A 16,685-nucleotide genomic window follows, 5' to 3' on the forward strand; every position below is an offset into this window, starting at 1 on the left:
GGAGAAATATGAGTTGGTTAAAAATGCCTAAAGGCGGACCTGATGACTTGGCGAAAATACCACGCTATGTATTGTTTTATGCTGTATTACCATTAGCATTTCTGTTTCTCCTAAAAGAAATTTGGGATTTTTTACAACCTAGGCTTGAAGGGAAGTCACCTGATACTTCACAGGCAGTAAGTTCCGTAAATTCAACTATGCAAGCATCTGGGGACCTTATCCTGTCCTGGTTGCCGACTGTTATTTTGATACTTGTTTGTATTCCTTTATTGTATATCCTAATTCGATGGCTAATGGTCATGTATTACCGACGACAAGCCATTAAAGGTGTGAGATATCTTCGTATCTTACCAGCGGATAATATCGAGTTAGAAATCGATAAAATTACTATGATGACTCGTACATTTGGTGGAATGATTCGTCATTTGACTCGGCGTATCCAATTTGGAAACCCATGGTTTCGTATACGTTTTGCAATTCCTACTGGATCAAATGAAATTGGAATTTATATGGCTTATCCAAAAGATAAGAAAAATAGTGTATTTGATACAATTCAAAGTGTTTATCCATCAGCAGAGATTCACGAAATAACAAAGGAGCAATTTCCGGAGCCAGAGAATAGCGGTTCAGGAGGTATTTTCACTTTTCAATTAGGGAAAAGAAAAGGACTACCATTAGCATCATTGGAACAGAAAAAAGAAAGTCCCATTGGAAATATTTTAAACTCACTTCGGCCGGGTACATTTCTCGATATCCAATTTTCTCCAGTTAGCTGGTCTAAATTAGAAGATCGTTCAGAAGATGTGATGGACAGTTTTAAAGATAAAAAGATATCGGAGATGGAGCCCGAAGAAAAAGCCCGCAGAATCAGTTTGATGAAAAGACTAACAGGTAGAGAACTCTCTTTTAAAGTGAGATTAAGCCTGTGGTCCAATCATGAACATGCTGTTTCTATTGTTCGATCATCTGCAAATGCGATTGAAACAGCAATGAATTATGATGGAGCAATTCGATTTTGGCCTCAAAAACTTTGGAATCCTTTAAAAGACAAAAATCCAGTTCCGTATCCGTATCCCTCTAGCTTTATGATTTGGGATGGAAATGAATTGGCGAATCTATTTCATTTGCCACCGTCGACACATTGGATTTATAAAGAGCCGGAGAAAATGGATAAGAATAGCCGGGGATTTCTCTTGCACTTGGTAAATGATCAACGTACATTGGAAGATAATGAATTAAATGAGGGAGTTCTCATAGGAGTGGCTAAACACCCGTTACATGCTCGTGAGGTAAGGATTAGCTACAACCAGCTCACCAAACATTTTCTTCTCTCAGGAACAAGTGGAATGGGCAGATCGAGTGCGTCAACACAAATTATCCAGTCCATGATTGATGATTGGCTAAAAGACCCTGATAATCACCCAGGATTTACCATTTTGGATCCAGCACGTGAAATGATTCCTATCATTGAAAATAGACTACGGTTTTTAGAAGAAAATGGAGAGAAAATCCCGAAAGAAAAAATTCACCACTTTAATCTATCGAGTGACACATCCCATGTGGTTGGTTTAAATTTATTAGCAAATCCCAATGAAATACCGATTGATCAGATTGCGGAACAAATAGCTGAAGTCTTGCTGCACAAACACGGAAAAAGTGAATCACTCACAAGGATGAAAAGATTATTGACCTTGGCTGTACACAGTTTGATGGAACATGATGAACGACATACGATCTTATGTGTAGATGAATTTTTCCGAGATCCAACATTTCGTACCAAGATTGTTCAAAAAGGAAAGGATCCATACGTAAAACGTTTCTGGACAAAACTGGATCAACAAGAACTAAAAAGAGAGGTAGAAGGGATTCTCAATCATATAGATCCATTGTTGCAAGATCCTACCATGCGAAGAATGTATCTGCAAAAAGAAATGACACTAGATATCAATAAGTATCTCAATGAAGGTCATTTGGTATTTTTTGACCTTGATGGAATGAAGGATCACGAATTAAAGGTAACAGTCGGTCAACTAGTAAATCACTATTATCAAGCAGCTATTAAACGTCCAGTGGGTGCAAAATTTCATCTAATGATGATCGATGAAGCGCATCTGATTCAAATTCCTTTATTTACAGAAATCTTTTTGAGTGATGATAAATGTGATTTAGGTATAGGTCTGATAACAAGAGAAATTGATCAGTTTAATAATGAAGAGCTTATGCAAGCAATGAAAGGAAATATTGGAATGATTATTAGCTGCGCACAGTTAGAAGGTGCAGATGAGATCGAAGACTTGACCCGTAATCATCTAAAAGCGTCATTTGTAGAGAAGCTAGCAGAACGTACAGCAGCTGTATATATTCATTCCAAAAAGAACCAACGGAAAACAGTAACAACTTGTGTAGTTTCCAATTTACCACCCTCTGTTTTTCAACCTGATGGGAAAATTGCCAACTACAAAACAAATGAACGGAAAGAAGCATTTAAATGGGGATTGGACTGGGGCATCAAAAGGATGATTGAGTCAGGAGAAGCTAGAGAAGTAGAGGAATTAGATAAAGAGATCTCTCATTATATGGAGCAGCAACGTCAAGAGTTAACTTAATAGTGTTAACTTAGGATGATGCTGTATGGGAGGTAAAGTAGATGTTAAAAACTCTTCACGGATTTGGTCGTTCTGTCTTACCCTTTTTTGAAGTCATCCTCCTCAGTTTTGTAATAGGGATTGCTCTTAGATCTTCGGCAACGGCAATTGTTGCTTTCTTGTTTTTGATTGTGACAGTTTATTTTTGGTCATCCTTAGTATTATCGTTTGGTTGGGCAATTGCTACTGTATTAATTTTGACCAGTTTGATTCCTAATCAATCGATTATTTTCCAAGTGATTATGGGTGTAATCGTTGGTGGATTACGTTATTTGATATTAAAGGTACGACATCGACTATAAAGTTTCACCTATATACAAATAAATCATCTAGAAATAGTCTGTCAAATAACAGGCTATTTTTTTATATATAAATGGTTAAGCTAGGAAAAAATGCTAAAGGGGTTCATCGTATTGTCGAAAATTGTCGCCGTGGGAACAGCAGTACCGCCATACGAATTATCCCAATCGGATGCCAAAGCATTTGCAGAAGAGTTATTTGGTGGTTCGTTAGAACAAATGGATAGAATGATGACGATATTTGAAAATACTGCAATCGAGAAACGTTATATCAGTTGTCCTCCTGATTGGTTTAGCAGACGGCACACTTTTCCCGAAAGAAATGAAAAATATACTCAGATGACCTGTCAATTAGCCGAAGATGCGATACGTCAATGTTTAGAACAATCTAATACGCATCCAAAACAAATTGACCACATTTATTTTGTATCTACAACAGGAATTGCTACTCCTAGTATAGACGCTCATCTTATCAATCAGTTGGGATTATCGACACACATTAAACGTACCCCTATTTGGGGTCTCGGTTGTGCTGGTGGGGTATCTGGTTTATCTAGAGCTTATGAATTTGCCAAAAGTTACCCAGATTCTCGGGTACTTTTTGTGGCAGTAGAATTATGCAGTTTAACTTATCGGCCTCAAGACAATAGTAAAAGTAATTTTGTTGCAACTTCGTTATTTGGGGACGGGGCAGCGGCTGTTTTAGTGGTAGGTGAAAATGTTATACCAAATAGAAATGGGCCTACTATAGTAGATAGTATGAGTACTATTTGGCCTGATTCTTTAGATGTAATGGGATGGGAAGTAGTGGATGATGGTTTGAAAGTTATATTTTCTAGAGATATTCCATCTATAGTCCATGAACAAGTAAAACCAGTTGTAGATACGTTTTTAGCAAAATGTGAAATCAAGCTAGAAGATATTACTTATATGATCTCTCACCCTGGTGGGAAGAAAGTATTAGAGGCATACGAATCAGCTTTGCAGTTGTCCAAAGATAAATTTATTTATGCATATGACGTACTGAAGTACTTTGGCAATATGTCATCTGTAACTGTGTTATTTGTTCTACAACAAGTTTTACAAACAAATCCTACTTCTGGTTATGGTTTGATGACTGCTCTGGGTCCAGGATTTAGTTCTGAGTTACTATTGTTAGATTGGAATGGGGGTGTTTCCATATGACATCGTGGATGATTTTGTTGTGGTGGATTGTAGTAGTCCAGCGAATAGGAGAGTTAGCTATTTCTAAGCAAAATAGTACTTGGATGGCAAGCCAAGGTGGCTATGAGGTTGGTCGAGAGCATTATAAATTAATTGTCTTTATTCACTTATTGTTTTTTATTGGGATATGGGGAGAGGTCTTGATTTTTCGTGCGAAACCTCCATCATGGGCCTATGTACCTTTGCTAATTTTTGCATGTACGCAAGTCTTGCGATACTGGTGTATTCGATCTTTGGGTAAGTATTGGAATACGAGAATTTGGGTAGTCCCAGGTCATAAACCGAGTGTGACTGGTCCTTATAAATATATGCGTCACCCTAATTATGTGGTGGTAGCAATCGAGTTACTCGTTTTTCCTGTCATTTTTGGAGCATATTTGACTTCAGCAATGGTAACATTTATCAACACTCTCACAATGGTATTAATTCGTATCCCAATGGAAGAATTTGCTTTGAAAGATGTCACCAACTACGAAGAAGAAATGGGAGAAAAACGGCGTTTTCTCCCGAGTTGGAACCGATCAAGTACAGACTAAGTTTGATCTTTTTTTGAAAAATGATAAAAGGTGTGGGGATAGATATTTTTTTCGTCTTCTATCCCTGTTTCTTTGGAGATGAGTTGGTAGTCCTCTTCATTCCATTCTGGGAAATAGGTGTCACCTTGAAAAGAATGATGAATTTCTGTGATGTAAAGTTGATCAGTATAAGGAAGAAATTGTTTATAGATAGATGCCCCGCCGATAATCATAATGTCACCCAAAGTGAAAATATTTTCCATTTGCTGAACAACTTCAACACCACTTGCTTGAAATGAAGTTGAACGAGTGAGGACAATATTTCTTCGGTCAGGAAGGGCTTTACCGATCGATTCATACGTTGATCTTCCCATCACTATTGTTTTTCCAATTGTTAATTCTTTAAAATGTCTTAGATCATTAGGCAAATGCCAAGGTAATTGATTTTGGTAACCGATCACTCGATTTTCATCATAAGCCACTACGATGGATATCATACGGAGACTTCTCCTTTGATATGAGGATGAGCAACATAATGATCAATCGTGATATCCTCATAACGAAAATCAAAAATAGATTTTACATCTGGATTTAACCTCAGCTGTGGCAGAGGAAATGGCTTTCTTGTCAGCTGTTCCTTCACTTGTTCAAGATGATTGAGATAAATATGTGCATCCCCAATAGTATGAATAAAATCGCCTACACCAAGTCCAGTTACTTGAGCTACCATATGAGTCAGCAGGGCGTAGCTGGCAATATTAAACGGAACACCTAAAAACGTATCGGCACTTCGTTGATATAACTGACAAGAAAGTTTTCCATTTGACACATAAAATTGAAATAGCAAATGACAAGGGGGGAGTGCCATTTTCTCTATTTCGCCTGGATTCCACGCACTAACGATTAGTCTTCTTGAGTCAGGATTCTTTTTTATTTCTTCAATAACCCAGCTGATTTGGTCTACAGTTTTTCCATCAGGACTGGGAAAAGAGCGCCATTGTTTTCCGTAAATAGGCCCGAGTTCGCCGTTTTCATCTGCCCATTCATCCCAGATAGACACTTTATTATCCACTAGATATTGAATATTCGTTTCTCCGCGTAAAAACCACAATAATTCATAAATAATGGAGCGAAGATGTACTTTTTTAGTAGTAATGAGTGGAAATCCTTCCTGCAAGGGAAAGCGCATTTGATGTCCAAATAAACTGATGGTACCAGTACCAGTGCGATCTTTTCGTTTCTCCCCATTTTCCAAAATGTTATTTAATAGATCCAAGTATTGTTTCATTTTTATCCCCCTACTTGCCATACTTTTGTCCTTAGTTGAATAAGCTGTGAAAAGAAAAATAGATTTGTCTTTAAACTCCTTTTCTAGTTTCAGCTTTAATTGGATTTGTGTCAATTCCTTTCTCTGGGAAAAATGGGGTGTATCAGCTTGTTTCGGAAACGAATGCGTCGAAAACAAAAAATAATGCTCTGGAGTATTTTTATTTTTTTCGTGCTTTTTGCATTAGTTTGGTTGGTTGATCGAAATGTTCATCCAATACTTGTTCAAATTGCGAAAACAGAAGCAAAACGATTAGCACAAGAAGCAATTGTGGAGGGAATCGGAGAACAAGTTAAGCTGGGGAATGAGTTAAATGAAGTTATGAACATTCAAAAGGATCATGAAGGTAACATTTCTTATATACAGATGAATCAACAAGTACAGGCGAAAATTTACCAAAATACAACCTCCAGGATTCAAGATGTATTGAAACATCTGCGAGATAAGCCTATCGATATACGCCTTGGTCAAGCCCTTGACAGCAATATATTTGCAAACTACGGCCCGCCCCTTTCTATTCAGCTTTGGCCAAAAGGGACAGTAAAAGTTAGTTTTGTACCAAAGTTGGAATCCCAAGGGATCAACATGGTAATGGTTACGATGAATTTAAAAATACAAACAGAAATGGATTTGATAATTCCTTTTAAAGAAGAACTGTTACCAGTAGAAGTGAATTATCCGATTGCACAAGCGCTTGTAGTCGGGAAAGTACCCAATTATTATTTTTACAATGACCAAGGGACGGTAAAACAGATGCCAGTTCCTCCAGTAAAATAAAACGCCCTTAAAGGGCGTTTTTATTTCTTAGTAGATAAGAAAGTATAAATTTTATCTTATCTACAAAGCGAGACTAGGAGCATAGCGACGTAGCGAGACAGAGGCGTGACTTTGCGCTTAGCGCATTAGCACGACCCGTACACTTGGTGTGCTTGTGCCCTAGTCTGAGGTGCATAAGTGCAACTAAGCCTCTGTCTGCGCCTTGAAAGGCTTGTCAATCGGCAAGTTTTCTTTAGGGATTTGATATTCTTTCCACTTAGAATCGACGACATTTTTTATTTTTGGATCCACTTCTAATTCAGCTGGATAATCTGGTTTCATTCTGGCATCGATGATAATTGGTAGTTGATATCTAGGCTTGTGCCGTTCAAGTGTCGCACGCGCATAAATGTCATATGCTGGGTCAAAACGGGTGAAGATCGTCCATAGAAATGAAGTTTGATTTTCAACTGTTTTTCGGTCATCCACAATAAAAACAAATGGCCAGTCTTGGAGCTGATCATGGAAATTATCTAATAATTCTTCTGCTAAGTTTGGATGCAAAGCAAAACTATTTTTGGCTTCCAATACAAGAACACCCGGTATATAAGTGACAATATGCTCGATACCATGCAGTGCAGAACCTTCATAACCTCTTGGTAGATTTCGTTTTTGTTCGCCAACTCCAAGGAGAATGGCTTTACTTCCGTGATTGAGCCGCCGACCAGTGTAATCCAATGTATCCATAGATGTATTTTCTAAGATGATTAAGTCGCTAGCAGGATCAAAACGTTCAAGTATACGAGTGAACAGAGCTGAAAAATCTTCTAATGATACATCTTGATCTGTAAGCATTAAAAACTTGGTAAGGGTCAGTTGTCCTTCTCCGAGTATACGAAAAGCATGAGCTAGAGCTTCTCGTTTATAGCTTTCTCGCACACGCGCAGCTGCTAATGGATGAAATCCAGTTTCTGCATACGTCCACAGGTCTTTCACTCCTGACATCACCATAGGAAAGGCAGGGGAGAGTAGTTTTTGTAAAAATTCGCCAAGGAAGTAGTCTTCTTGTCTCGGTTTTCCTACTATAGTAGCAGGGTAAATCGCATCTTTCCGGTGAAATACTTTATTCACTTGAAAAACAGGGAATGGATGAGCCAATGAATAGTAACCATAGTGATCGCCAAAAGGTCCTTCCAGCCTGCGTTCATGAGGTGCAACGGAACCTTTAAGTAAAAACTCGGCTTCAGAAACGATGTGATATCCAGTTTGTTCATCTTTTATCACTGGTAATTTTTCACCAAGAATCAAAGATGTGAGGAGAAGTTCTGGTAAAAATTCAGGTACAGGTGCAATAGCAGACGCAATTAGTGCCGGTGGACCACCTAAAAAAACATGCACAGGAAGGGATTGATTTGCTTTTTCTGCTTCATGATAGTGAAAACCGCCGCCTTTATGAATCTGCCAATGCATTCCTGTTGTAGTGGCATCGAAAATCTGCATCCGATACATCCCTAAGTTATGTTGATGTGTTGTTGGATGTTGTGTATATACAAGAGGGAGAGTGACAAAAGGTCCTCCATCTTCTTGCCAAGAAGTGAGTCCAGGCAATTTTTTTAAATCGACATTTGATTGAGATACTTCTAGTACAGGAGCCTTCTCGGCTGGTACAGAACGAAATCCAACCTTTAATAATTCTTTTAGCCATTTCTTTTCTTTCCATAGAGCACTGATTGATGGCGGCATGAGACGATGTGTAAGTTGAACAGCTTCTTTCATCAACTGTTCAGGTCTCGGCCCAAAAGCTAGTTCTACCCGTCTTGTTGTACCAAATAGATTTGTAACTACAGGAAAAGGACTTCCAGCGACGTTCGTAAATAAAAGTGCTGGTCCACCTTGTTCAATTACCCTGCGGTGAATTTCTGCTAATTCCAAATAGGGATCAACCTGTGCCTCAATGGTATGTAATTCGCCTTCACGACGAAGCTGTTTCAAAAAGGAACGCAAATTAAGATGCATGTCTGTTCTCCTATAGATAGTTTTTGTGAACTATGGTTTATTATATAAGAAGAACAGGGGGAGTTGCTATGGAAGTCATTGTTTATACTAAACCTCATTGCGTTGAATGCACCATATTGAAACAATTTCTTGATGATCATCATGTTAGATATGAAGTACGAGATTGCGGTCATAATGAAGAACGTATAGCAGAAGTAAAAGCAATGGGTTTTCTTGGTGTTCCTGTAACTATTATAGGAGATATAAAAATACAGGGATTAAAACCGGATGAAATTTTAGAAGCTCTTAATAAATAAATGGATGATTGTAAAAAGCTCCCCTTAGATTTGGGTAGCTTTTTTATTTTTGATATAATTTTATTTTGAATTGAGTTAAATTTCATTATTTTAGTTTATTTAGTAGAACACTTCCAATTACCTATCTGATTTCGTTATAATAACAATACCTTTAAAAAGGAATCGTAATACTATTCTGTCAATAAGACTGGGGGATGATGATGAGTTTATTTCAAAAGAAAGATGTACATGCATTAATAGCGAAACAATCCCACTCTGGATTGAAAAGAGATCTAGGGACATGGGATTTGACTTTACTAGGTGTGGGGGCAGTGGTAGGAACAGGGATTTTCGTTTTGTCTGGAACAGGTGCTATCATGGCAGGTCCTGGCGTAATTATTTCATTTATTATTGCAGGGTTGGCTTGTCTATTTGCAGCTTTAACTTATGCAGAGTTTGCATCTACTGTACCAGTCTCTGGATCTGCCTATACTTATGCTTATGCAACCATTGGTGAATTTTTTGCGTTTCTTATTGGTTGGGATTTAATTTCTGAGTATTTGCTCGCTGTAAGCGCCGTATCTGCAGGATGGTCAGGATATGCACAAGCGTTTTTACAGAGTATTGGCATTCATATTCCTACTATTTTGACCGGTGCTCCTGGATCAGTACCAGGACAGACGACTATTTTTAATTTTCCTGCATTCTTTATCGTTATGGTAATAACTTTGATGCTATCTTTGGGAGTAAAAGAATCAAAGCGTTTAAACAATGTGATGGTGACTATTAAAGTTCTTGTTATAGTACTCATTATCGGGGTAGGAATATTTCATATGGATCCAGCTAACTGGAAACCTTTTATTCCACATGGTTGGTCCAAAGTCTTTAGTGCAGCTGCGCTTGTATTCTTTGCATTTCTTGGATTTGATGCAGTCAGTACAGCGGCAGAAGAAACCAAAGATCCTGCTAAAGATCTACCAAGAGGAATTATCTATTCTCTATTAATTTGTACTGGATTATATATTCTTATTACTTTGATCATTACTGGGTTGGTTCCAGCTGCGAGTTTTGCAGGACATGAGGATCGCCCCGTGGCATTTGCATTGGAAGCAATAGGGCAAAATTGGCTGATTATTTTGGTTACAATCGGTACAGTACTTGGTATGATGACCGTTATTTTAGTAATGCTTTATGGTCTAACTCGAATTATTTTATCTATTTCAAGAGATGGTTTGTTTCCAAAATCATTAGCCAAAATGAATGAAAAAAGGCAAGTTCCTACAAGGGTAATATGGGTTTGTGGAATTATTGCAGGTTTAGTAGGGGGACTAGTTCCTTTATCAAAGATTGCAACATTAGTAAATATAGGTACTTTAGCTGCTTTCGTAACGGTTTCCATTGCAGTTTTAGTGCTTCGAAAAACAGAGCCAGATTTACCTAGAAAATTTAAAACACCATTTGTACCACTGGTTCCGATTTTAGCAATTTTAAGTTGCGGATATTTGATGTTGTTATTGGGTAGTATGACTTGGATTTTCTTTGGGATTTGGATTTTGTTAGGTGTTATAGTCTATTTTTCTTATTCAAAAAGCCATTCGTTATTGAGTAAAGAAAACAACAACGGAAGCTTATAAAGATCTTCGGGACAGTAATTCCATATATATGTTAACCCAGTTGCATAAGAAGCAACTGGGTTAATTTTTTATAATTGAATTAATAAGCGGTAAGGTGATTATCCTTTGCTGTGTAACTTTCTTTTTTTATCTTTCTGTTCCCATTCTTTTAAAAGGGGATAAGGATCATATGAGTATGTCTTTTTTCCATTGAATTTATAAATGCCATAGTGTAAGTGTGGAGGAAACTTTCCTGATGTTCCGGGAGGACCATAACCGGAAGATCCTACATAGCCGATGACTTGACCAGGATGAACAATCACTCCTTTTTTTATATCTTTTTCAAATCCATTGAGATGGCCAAAATAATGGTATCGATTATTAACATCACGAATACCTAAACGCCATCCTCCATAGCGGTTCCACCCTTTTAATTCAATGTACCCATAGCATGTGCTGCGTACAGGAGTACCGTAATGGGCAAAAATGTCTGTTCCTTCATGAATGCGAAGTCCCCCCCAACCACGACGATCCCCCCATGTATTGCGATAGGTGTAGATATATCCTCGAGGAATGGGAAACGCATTTCCTTCTAGTTGTGTTGTTTGATATTTTTCATAAATTTTTGCTAGATGGGTAATGACATCAACTGCCATCGGCTGCTTGTAGTAATTCCAAATCTGTTCACGAATATGGGAGATAGTTGGTCCATATGAAGAAAGATAGCGTGAAAGGGTATAGAGCACATCACGATCACTAGAGGCGTTTGCACGTCCATCACCATCACCATCTAATCCCATGCCGCCAAAGTAATGGATGGTCATAAGAGAAGAGTCATCAGGAGATGGATTACTGACACCTGCCCATAAATAACTCGGTATTTGTATGTGTGTGACCCTGTTTTTTAATTTATCTTTATGGATATTAGATTCATATTGGTCTATAGCTGCCAAATACTCCCATGGTACTCCTGTCAGGGATTCCATCGACTCATAAAGTTGTTGCAAATCGTCTTTTTTTTCTTCTGCAAACACAGGATTGGCAAGAGCATGAATAAATAAAACAATGAATATGAACAAGTAGCGCATAGGACAACTCCTTTCGCTATTAGTTTGCAAAAGAAGAATTGTAAGTATACATGAGCAAAAAAGGGAAAGTGGTAAAAAGTAAGCCTTTGTGCAGGGGTGTTACTAAAATTAGAATCTAAATAACAAAAAAACCATTGATCTTATTGTATCAATGGTTTTTCAATGTTTATTTCATTTGTTTTGTATATTCTACTAATTGATCCAACATCTTATTTGCAGCTAAAATACCCCCTGCAGTATTCCAAACAATATCATCTACTTTAAATGCATGTTTTTGTTGAACCGCATGTAAAGACTTCCAAAGAGGATCATTGGTAAACTCTTGTTCTAATTTAGTACCGCCATTATTTTTTCCTTTATCAAAGGTGAAGTAGAATAAGATATCAGCATCCATTTCAGGAATTTGTTCACGAGTAACTTGCATAGCTAAGTCATTCTTATTTTGATTGGCAGGTCTTTGAAAACCGAGTTCTTTAAAAATCGCACCTGTAAAACTGTTAAGTTGGTAAATTCGAGTCTGACCCGGCATAAAACGTACAACCGAAACTTTTTTATGAACAAGATCCCCTAGTGCTTTTTTCGTTTGCCCAATATGTTGCTCGTAGGCAGCCAGCACTTTTTTCCCTTCTGCCTCTCTGTTTACAGCTTTCGCATATAGTTGGAAGTTTATTTTCCAATCCCCTCGCAGTTCCTCTGAAAAAACAGTCGGGGCAATTGCAGAAAGTTGAGTATAAACTTTTTCTTGACGCATTTTATTTCCGATTATCAAATCAGGTTTTAAGCTAGCGATTGCCTCTAAATTAGGTGCACTTTCAATTCCTAAGAGCTTTACGCCTTGAAGCTTGTTTTTCGTATAGTCATACCAAGGATTCCCATTATATGGTTGAACAGCACCTACTGGTTTAATTCCCAAGGCTAGTAGTGCTTCTGTTCCTTCGCTTGTCAAAACAACAATGCGTTTTGGATTTGTTGGAACTTTTGTTGTTCCCATTGCATGCTTGATCGAAATCGTATTGCCTGCATTTTCTGATTTTTCAGGTGTACAACCTGTTAGTGCAAATAGCAGTAAAGCCAAGACAACTAAGCTAGATAACCATTTACGCATGTGGTAGGTGATTCCCTTCTCAATAGTGATAATCATTCTCATAACAAATGTATCCAATATTGATTCGAACGTCAACATATTTGTGACATAATTTTATCTTATAATAAAACGAAAATATTCAATAAAGAAACATAAGAATACGTACTTAATAATTTTTGAAGTGTTATTGAGAATGAAAATCATTGACCATATCTTTTCCTTTTTTTAAACTGGATAAGAAAAGAACACAACAAAGGTTGAGATAGATGGGGAAATTAGGAAGTTTTGTCGGTGGTTTCATTTTATTAATTGGTTTGATGGCATTTAGTTTAATGGTTGGTACAAGGGATATCCCCATTCAGACGATTGTAGATACATTTACCAACTATCATGCTACAGTAAATGAGTTAATTATTCTTACAGATCGTTTACCTCGCACTATCATTGCAATCTTAGTGGGAGCCAGCTTAGCGATTGCAGGATGTATAACTCAAGTAATTTTTCGCAATCCCCTCGCATCTGAGACAACGCTTGGTATTAACGGCGGTGCTAGTTTTTTCATGGTGCTCAGTGTTACGTTATTTACGGGATGGTCACTGAGCCAGTTAATTTGGGTTAGTTTTATAGGGTCAGGGTTGACCTTTTTTATTGTTTTTGCAATAGGACGAGCGCATTCTCCTTTGCAGCTCACATTAGCAGGAACGAGTATTGCTGCTCTTTTTTCTTCATTAACCCATGGGTTTTTGGTCATGAACGATAGAAGCTTGGAACAGATGTTGTATTGGTTAACGGGATCAGTAGAAGGTCGAGAATTAGGAGATATAACACCTGTCCTTCCATATCTTTTAGTTGGAATTTTTCTGGCATTTTTCCTATCATGGTCTCTTAACTTGATGGCTTTAGGAGAAGAAGTTTCAAAAAGCTTAGGATTATCGGTCTCTATCTATAAGTTTCTTGCTGGTGTAGCAGTAGTACTGCTTGCGGGGAGTTCTGTGGCAATATCAGGACCTATCTTATTTATCGGTCTGTTGGTTCCCCATCTAGCAAAAATTTGGGTAGGACAAGATCATCGGGTAATTCTTCCATTTGCTGGTTTATTGGGGGCTATTTTGTTGTTAGGCGCAGATATGTTGGGACGAGTTATCATGATGGGACAAGTCATTCCAGTAGGAGTTATGACAGCTGTTCTTGGAGCGCCTGTCTTTTTGTATCTTGTTAGAAGATGGGGGCAGAGCATATGAAGAAATACGTTTGGATAATATTATGCCTCATTCTTTTTTGTCTGGTTGTCATTAGTGTTGGTGTCGGCGAAGCATATATTTCTCCTCTACATGTGGTAAAATCATTTTTAGGTTTAGGGAATCCATTCGATTCGCTAATTATTTTTCAACTTCGTTTACCTCGTATTGTGCTAGCAACTTTAGCAGGAATGGCTTTTGCTGTGGCAGGCTGTATCTTACAAGCGATCACTCGAAATCCAATGGCAACTCCAGAAATGATGGGAATAAGCGGAGGAGCTTCCGTTGCAGCTGTCTCCATCATCATGATATTTAGTACGCAAAATGATGCGTTATCGATCAGTTTAAATTTTCTACCTCTATTTGCTTTTTTAGGTGCTACACTAGTCGCACTTCTTATCTATCTATTTGCTTGGAAGAAAGGTGTTTCTTCTCTTCGGCTTGTGCTTGTTGGGATAGGATTTTATATTTTAATGAATGCACTTGTTAATCTGATTGTTTTAATTGGACCTTTATTTCGTGCTATGCAGGCGAAAACTTGGTTAACGGGCAGCATATATGGAACAACATGGAAAGAAGTTATGGTATTATTACCTTGGCTTGCTGTGTTGCTTCCAATTGCTTATTTATTCAGCCGCAGTTTAACAATACACGAATTAGGTGAAAATACGGCGATTGGGCTTGGCATGAAGATAAAAACGGAAAGGTTTTTTCTTTTGATTCTCTGTACGAGTCTTACTGGTGCAGCGGTTGCATTTGTGGGAGGAATTACTTTTATCGGATTGATCGGTCCGCACTTGGCTAGAAGGTTGGTAGGAAATGATTACCGGTTCATTTTGCCCGTAGCGGCCTTAATTGGGGCAATAATGGTAGTGGGTGCAGACTTGATTGGACATACATTATTAGCTCCAAAAGAGATACCTGCTGGTGTTTTCACAGCTCTAATTGGTGTACCTTATTTTCTCTATTTGATTTATCGCAGTAAGGGGAAGGTATCTTCCTAATTTTATCGGAAACAATGTGGTAAGATAGGATAGTGCTTAAAGGTGGGGAGTGATCATATGACAGAGCGTAAACCAGAATGGTTAAAAGTAAAATTAAGTACAGGTGAGAACTTTCAAGAATTAAAAAAAATGATGCGCAGCAAAACTTTACACACGGTATGTGAAGAAGCTCGCTGCCCAAATATATATGAATGCTGGGCGAATAGAACGGCAACTTTTATGATTTTAGGTGACATTTGTACTAGAGCTTGTCGTTTCTGTGCAGTGAAAACAGGAATGCCGACAGAATTAGATTGGCAGGAGCCCGAAAGAGTAGCAGAAGCTGTAGAACAGATGGGCGTACGTCACGCAGTTGTGACATCTGTTGCACGTGATGACCTGAAAGATGGAGGAGCGGCAATATTTGCTGCGACGATTCGTGCAATTCGTCAGCGCAATCCTTTGACAACGGTAGAAGTACTGATACCTGATTTTCAAGGGAATTGGGATGCGTTAAAAGTAGTAATGGATGCAAAACCAGATATTCTCAACCACAATATTGAAACAGTGAGAAGACGGTCTGACCGTGTTCGTTCTAAAGCGAAATATCCACGTTCATTGGAATTGCTAAAAAGAGCGAAAGAAATGCAACCACAAATTCCAACCAAATCCAGTATTATGGTGGGAGTTGGGGAAACGTTTGAAGAAGTAATCGAAGCCATGCAAGATTTACATGCTCATGACGTAAATATTGTAACAATTGGTCAGTATCTCCAACCAACAAAAAAACATATGAAAATAGAAAAATATTATACCCCAGAGGAATTCGCCACATGGAAAGAAATGGGGTTAGATCTTGGATTCTCACATGTAGAATCTGGCCCACTTGTGCGTAGTTCTTATCATGCCCACGAACAAGTAAAATCTGCAGAAGCAAGAGCTACTAGTTAGACGATTGAAAATAAATTATAATGAAAAAGATCTTAATGAATCTCTGTACGTATGAAATTAAAAACGAAGCAGAACTAGCTTCTAATAGGAAGCTAGTTCCATTTCCATTTGAAAGGAGAATGTAAATGGATATTTTTCAAGTGGAAGAAAATCAATATAAACTGATAAAAAGCTATCGAAAAGGTTGGAAACAGAATGCATTCCGCAAACGATATGTAGATTTATTGGAAAAATATGATTATATTGTTGGTGATTGGGGTTATGGCCAACTTCGTTTGAAAGGTTTTTACGAAGATACAAATGAACTAGCAGAGAGAGAGACAAAATTTAGTTTTCTGGAAGAATATCTTTCCGAATATTGTAATTTTGGTTGTGCTTATTTTATTTTAAAGAAAATACAAAAAAGCTAACCTTGGGCTAGCTTTCTTCTTCGTCATGGGTAGGATGACTACCTGGCATTTGTCGTTCTATTCCTTCATGAAATTGGCGATTTTCATATGTGAATTGCGCTGATGCATGTTGTCCAGGAAGCCAAGGTGAGTTTTTACCCAATTTTTCTTCATTATGAGCTGCACCATAAGGTCCTTCTGGGAACTCTTCAAAAGCCAATTCTGAATGGTAGGCGATTACCGAATCTAGTTCCTTATATTCTTTTTTATCTTTATTCACAT

17 protein-coding genes are annotated in these 16,685 nt (G+C 37.9%); 11 read left to right on the forward strand and 6 right to left on the reverse strand.

The features are described 5' to 3' along the window. Positions 1–8 precede the first annotated feature (8 nt). From MK805_RS12165 to MK805_RS12180, 4 genes are all read left to right on the forward strand, one after another. The gene (locus MK805_RS12165) at positions 9–2,606 is read left to right on the forward strand and encodes a helicase HerA domain-containing protein (protein ID WP_240876166.1); all 2,598 of its coding nucleotides are present in this window, start codon (positions 9–11) and stop codon (positions 2,604–2,606) included. Between the two features lie 41 nt (positions 2,607–2,647). Next, entirely contained in the window at positions 2,648–2,947 is a 300-nt protein-coding gene (locus MK805_RS12170; protein WP_240876167.1) for a hypothetical protein, read from the forward strand. A gap of 111 nt (positions 2,948–3,058) precedes the next feature. After that, on the forward strand, positions 3,059–4,129 hold the full coding sequence (locus MK805_RS12175; protein ID WP_240876168.1) for a type III polyketide synthase: 1,071 nt from the start codon (positions 3,059–3,061) through the stop codon (positions 4,127–4,129). Beyond that, positions 4,126–4,704 (forward strand): isoprenylcysteine carboxyl methyltransferase family protein, encoded by a 579-nt coding sequence (locus tag MK805_RS12180; protein ID WP_240876169.1) that lies wholly within the window; start codon positions 4,126–4,128, stop codon positions 4,702–4,704. The genes MK805_RS12175 and MK805_RS12180 overlap by 4 nt, the downstream gene beginning before the upstream one ends. Here the strand turns inward: MK805_RS12180 and MK805_RS12185 are convergent. Both MK805_RS12185 and MK805_RS12190 read right to left on the reverse strand, forming a co-directional pair. Beyond that, complete coding sequence (locus tag MK805_RS12185; protein ID WP_240876170.1) at positions 4,701–5,180, reverse strand: dihydrofolate reductase; 480 nt, start codon at positions 5,178–5,180, stop codon at positions 4,701–4,703. The two genes, MK805_RS12180 and MK805_RS12185, sit on opposite strands and share 4 nt — an antisense overlap. Next, positions 5,177–5,971 (reverse strand): thymidylate synthase, encoded by a 795-nt coding sequence (locus tag MK805_RS12190; RefSeq protein ID WP_240876171.1) that lies wholly within the window; start codon positions 5,969–5,971, stop codon positions 5,177–5,179. The genes MK805_RS12185 and MK805_RS12190 overlap by 4 nt, the downstream gene beginning before the upstream one ends. A gap of 162 nt (positions 5,972–6,133) precedes the next feature. Between MK805_RS12190 and yunB the strand changes: the two genes are divergently transcribed. After that, complete coding sequence (gene yunB, locus MK805_RS12195) at positions 6,134–6,787, forward strand: sporulation protein YunB (RefSeq protein WP_240876172.1); 654 nt, start codon at positions 6,134–6,136, stop codon at positions 6,785–6,787. Between the two features lie 183 nt (positions 6,788–6,970). On the opposite strand, the gene MK805_RS12200 is transcribed toward yunB, so the two are convergent. After that, positions 6,971–8,782, reverse strand: a complete 1,812-nt coding sequence (locus tag MK805_RS12200) for a menaquinone biosynthesis decarboxylase (RefSeq protein ID WP_240876173.1) — start codon at positions 8,780–8,782, stop codon at positions 6,971–6,973. A gap of 68 nt (positions 8,783–8,850) precedes the next feature. Here MK805_RS12200 and MK805_RS12205 point away from each other — a divergent pair, with 68 nt between their 5' ends. Continuing rightward, a complete protein-coding gene (locus tag MK805_RS12205) occupies positions 8,851–9,078 on the forward strand; it encodes a glutaredoxin family protein (protein WP_240876174.1) in 228 nt (75 codons plus the stop codon). A 194-nt stretch (positions 9,079–9,272) separates the two neighbouring features. Beyond that, the gene (locus MK805_RS12210; RefSeq protein ID WP_240876175.1) at positions 9,273–10,691 is read left to right on the forward strand and encodes a branched-chain amino acid transporter BcaP; all 1,419 of its coding nucleotides are present in this window, start codon (positions 9,273–9,275) and stop codon (positions 10,689–10,691) included. A 98-nt stretch (positions 10,692–10,789) separates the two neighbouring features. On the opposite strand, the gene MK805_RS12215 is transcribed toward MK805_RS12210, so the two are convergent. Together MK805_RS12215 and MK805_RS12220 are read right to left on the reverse strand one after the other, a co-directional pair. After that, entirely contained in the window at positions 10,790–11,758 is a 969-nt protein-coding gene (locus MK805_RS12215) for a M23 family metallopeptidase (protein WP_240876176.1), read from the reverse strand. Positions 11,759–11,924: 166 nt separating this feature from the next. Next, complete coding sequence (locus MK805_RS12220) at positions 11,925–12,875, reverse strand: ABC transporter substrate-binding protein (protein ID WP_420833075.1); 951 nt, start codon at positions 12,873–12,875, stop codon at positions 11,925–11,927. A gap of 233 nt (positions 12,876–13,108) precedes the next feature. Here MK805_RS12220 and MK805_RS12225 point away from each other — a divergent pair, with 233 nt between their 5' ends. From MK805_RS12225 to MK805_RS12240, 4 genes are all read left to right on the forward strand, one after another. After that, entirely contained in the window at positions 13,109–14,083 is a 975-nt protein-coding gene (locus MK805_RS12225) for a FecCD family ABC transporter permease (RefSeq protein ID WP_240876178.1), read from the forward strand. Beyond that, a complete protein-coding gene (locus MK805_RS12230) occupies positions 14,080–15,084 on the forward strand; it encodes a FecCD family ABC transporter permease (RefSeq protein ID WP_240876179.1) in 1,005 nt (334 codons plus the stop codon). Before MK805_RS12225 ends, MK805_RS12230 begins: the two co-directional genes overlap by 4 nt. 57 nt (positions 15,085–15,141) lie before the next feature. Beyond that, positions 15,142–16,014 (forward strand): lipoyl synthase, encoded by an 873-nt coding sequence (lipA, locus tag MK805_RS12235; RefSeq protein ID WP_240876180.1) that lies wholly within the window; start codon positions 15,142–15,144, stop codon positions 16,012–16,014. Positions 16,015–16,139: 125 nt separating this feature from the next. Continuing rightward, positions 16,140–16,424: a YutD family protein gene (locus MK805_RS12240; RefSeq protein WP_240876181.1), complete on the forward strand. Its 285-nt coding sequence runs from the start codon at positions 16,140–16,142 to the stop codon at positions 16,422–16,424. 7 nt (positions 16,425–16,431) lie between these two features. On the opposite strand, the gene MK805_RS12245 is transcribed toward MK805_RS12240, so the two are convergent. Next, on the reverse strand, positions 16,432–16,683 hold the full coding sequence (locus MK805_RS12245) for a hypothetical protein (RefSeq protein ID WP_240876182.1): 252 nt from the start codon (positions 16,681–16,683) through the stop codon (positions 16,432–16,434). Positions 16,684–16,685 lie beyond the last annotated feature (2 nt).

The organism is Shimazuella soli, from assembly GCF_022511585.1.
GTDB classification, from domain to species: domain Bacteria; phylum Bacillota; class Bacilli; order Thermoactinomycetales; family Thermoactinomycetaceae; genus Shimazuella; species Shimazuella soli.

What these genes read in the sequence shown, in the direction of transcription:
- MK805_RS12165 (WP_240876166.1), top strand. Translation starts at nt 9, where the DNA reads ATGAGTTGGTTAAAAATGCCTAAAGGCGGACCTGATGACTTGGCGAAA.
- MK805_RS12170 (WP_240876167.1), top strand. Translation starts at nt 2,648, where the DNA reads ATGTTAAAAACTCTTCACGGATTTGGTCGTTCTGTCTTACCCTTTTTT.
- MK805_RS12180 (WP_240876169.1), top strand. Translation starts at nt 4,126, where the DNA reads ATGACATCGTGGATGATTTTGTTGTGGTGGATTGTAGTAGTCCAGCGA.
- MK805_RS12185 (WP_240876170.1), bottom strand. Translation starts at nt 5,180, where the DNA reads ATGATATCCATCGTAGTGGCTTATGATGAAAATCGAGTGATCGGTTAC.
- MK805_RS12190 (WP_240876171.1), bottom strand. Translation starts at nt 5,971, where the DNA reads ATGAAACAATACTTGGATCTATTAAATAACATTTTGGAAAATGGGGAG.
- yunB (WP_240876172.1), top strand. Translation starts at nt 6,134, where the DNA reads ATGCGTCGAAAACAAAAAATAATGCTCTGGAGTATTTTTATTTTTTTC.
- MK805_RS12200 (WP_240876173.1), bottom strand. Translation starts at nt 8,782, where the DNA reads ATGCATCTTAATTTGCGTTCCTTTTTGAAACAGCTTCGTCGTGAAGGC.
- MK805_RS12205 (WP_240876174.1), top strand. Translation starts at nt 8,851, where the DNA reads ATGGAAGTCATTGTTTATACTAAACCTCATTGCGTTGAATGCACCATA.
- MK805_RS12210 (WP_240876175.1), top strand. Translation starts at nt 9,273, where the DNA reads ATGATGATGAGTTTATTTCAAAAGAAAGATGTACATGCATTAATAGCG.
- MK805_RS12215 (WP_240876176.1), bottom strand. Translation starts at nt 11,758, where the DNA reads ATGCGCTACTTGTTCATATTCATTGTTTTATTTATTCATGCTCTTGCC.
- MK805_RS12225 (WP_240876178.1), top strand. Translation starts at nt 13,109, where the DNA reads ATGGGGAAATTAGGAAGTTTTGTCGGTGGTTTCATTTTATTAATTGGT.
- MK805_RS12230 (WP_240876179.1), top strand. Translation starts at nt 14,080, where the DNA reads ATGAAGAAATACGTTTGGATAATATTATGCCTCATTCTTTTTTGTCTG.
- lipA (WP_240876180.1), top strand. Translation starts at nt 15,142, where the DNA reads ATGACAGAGCGTAAACCAGAATGGTTAAAAGTAAAATTAAGTACAGGT.
- MK805_RS12240 (WP_240876181.1), top strand. Translation starts at nt 16,140, where the DNA reads ATGGATATTTTTCAAGTGGAAGAAAATCAATATAAACTGATAAAAAGC.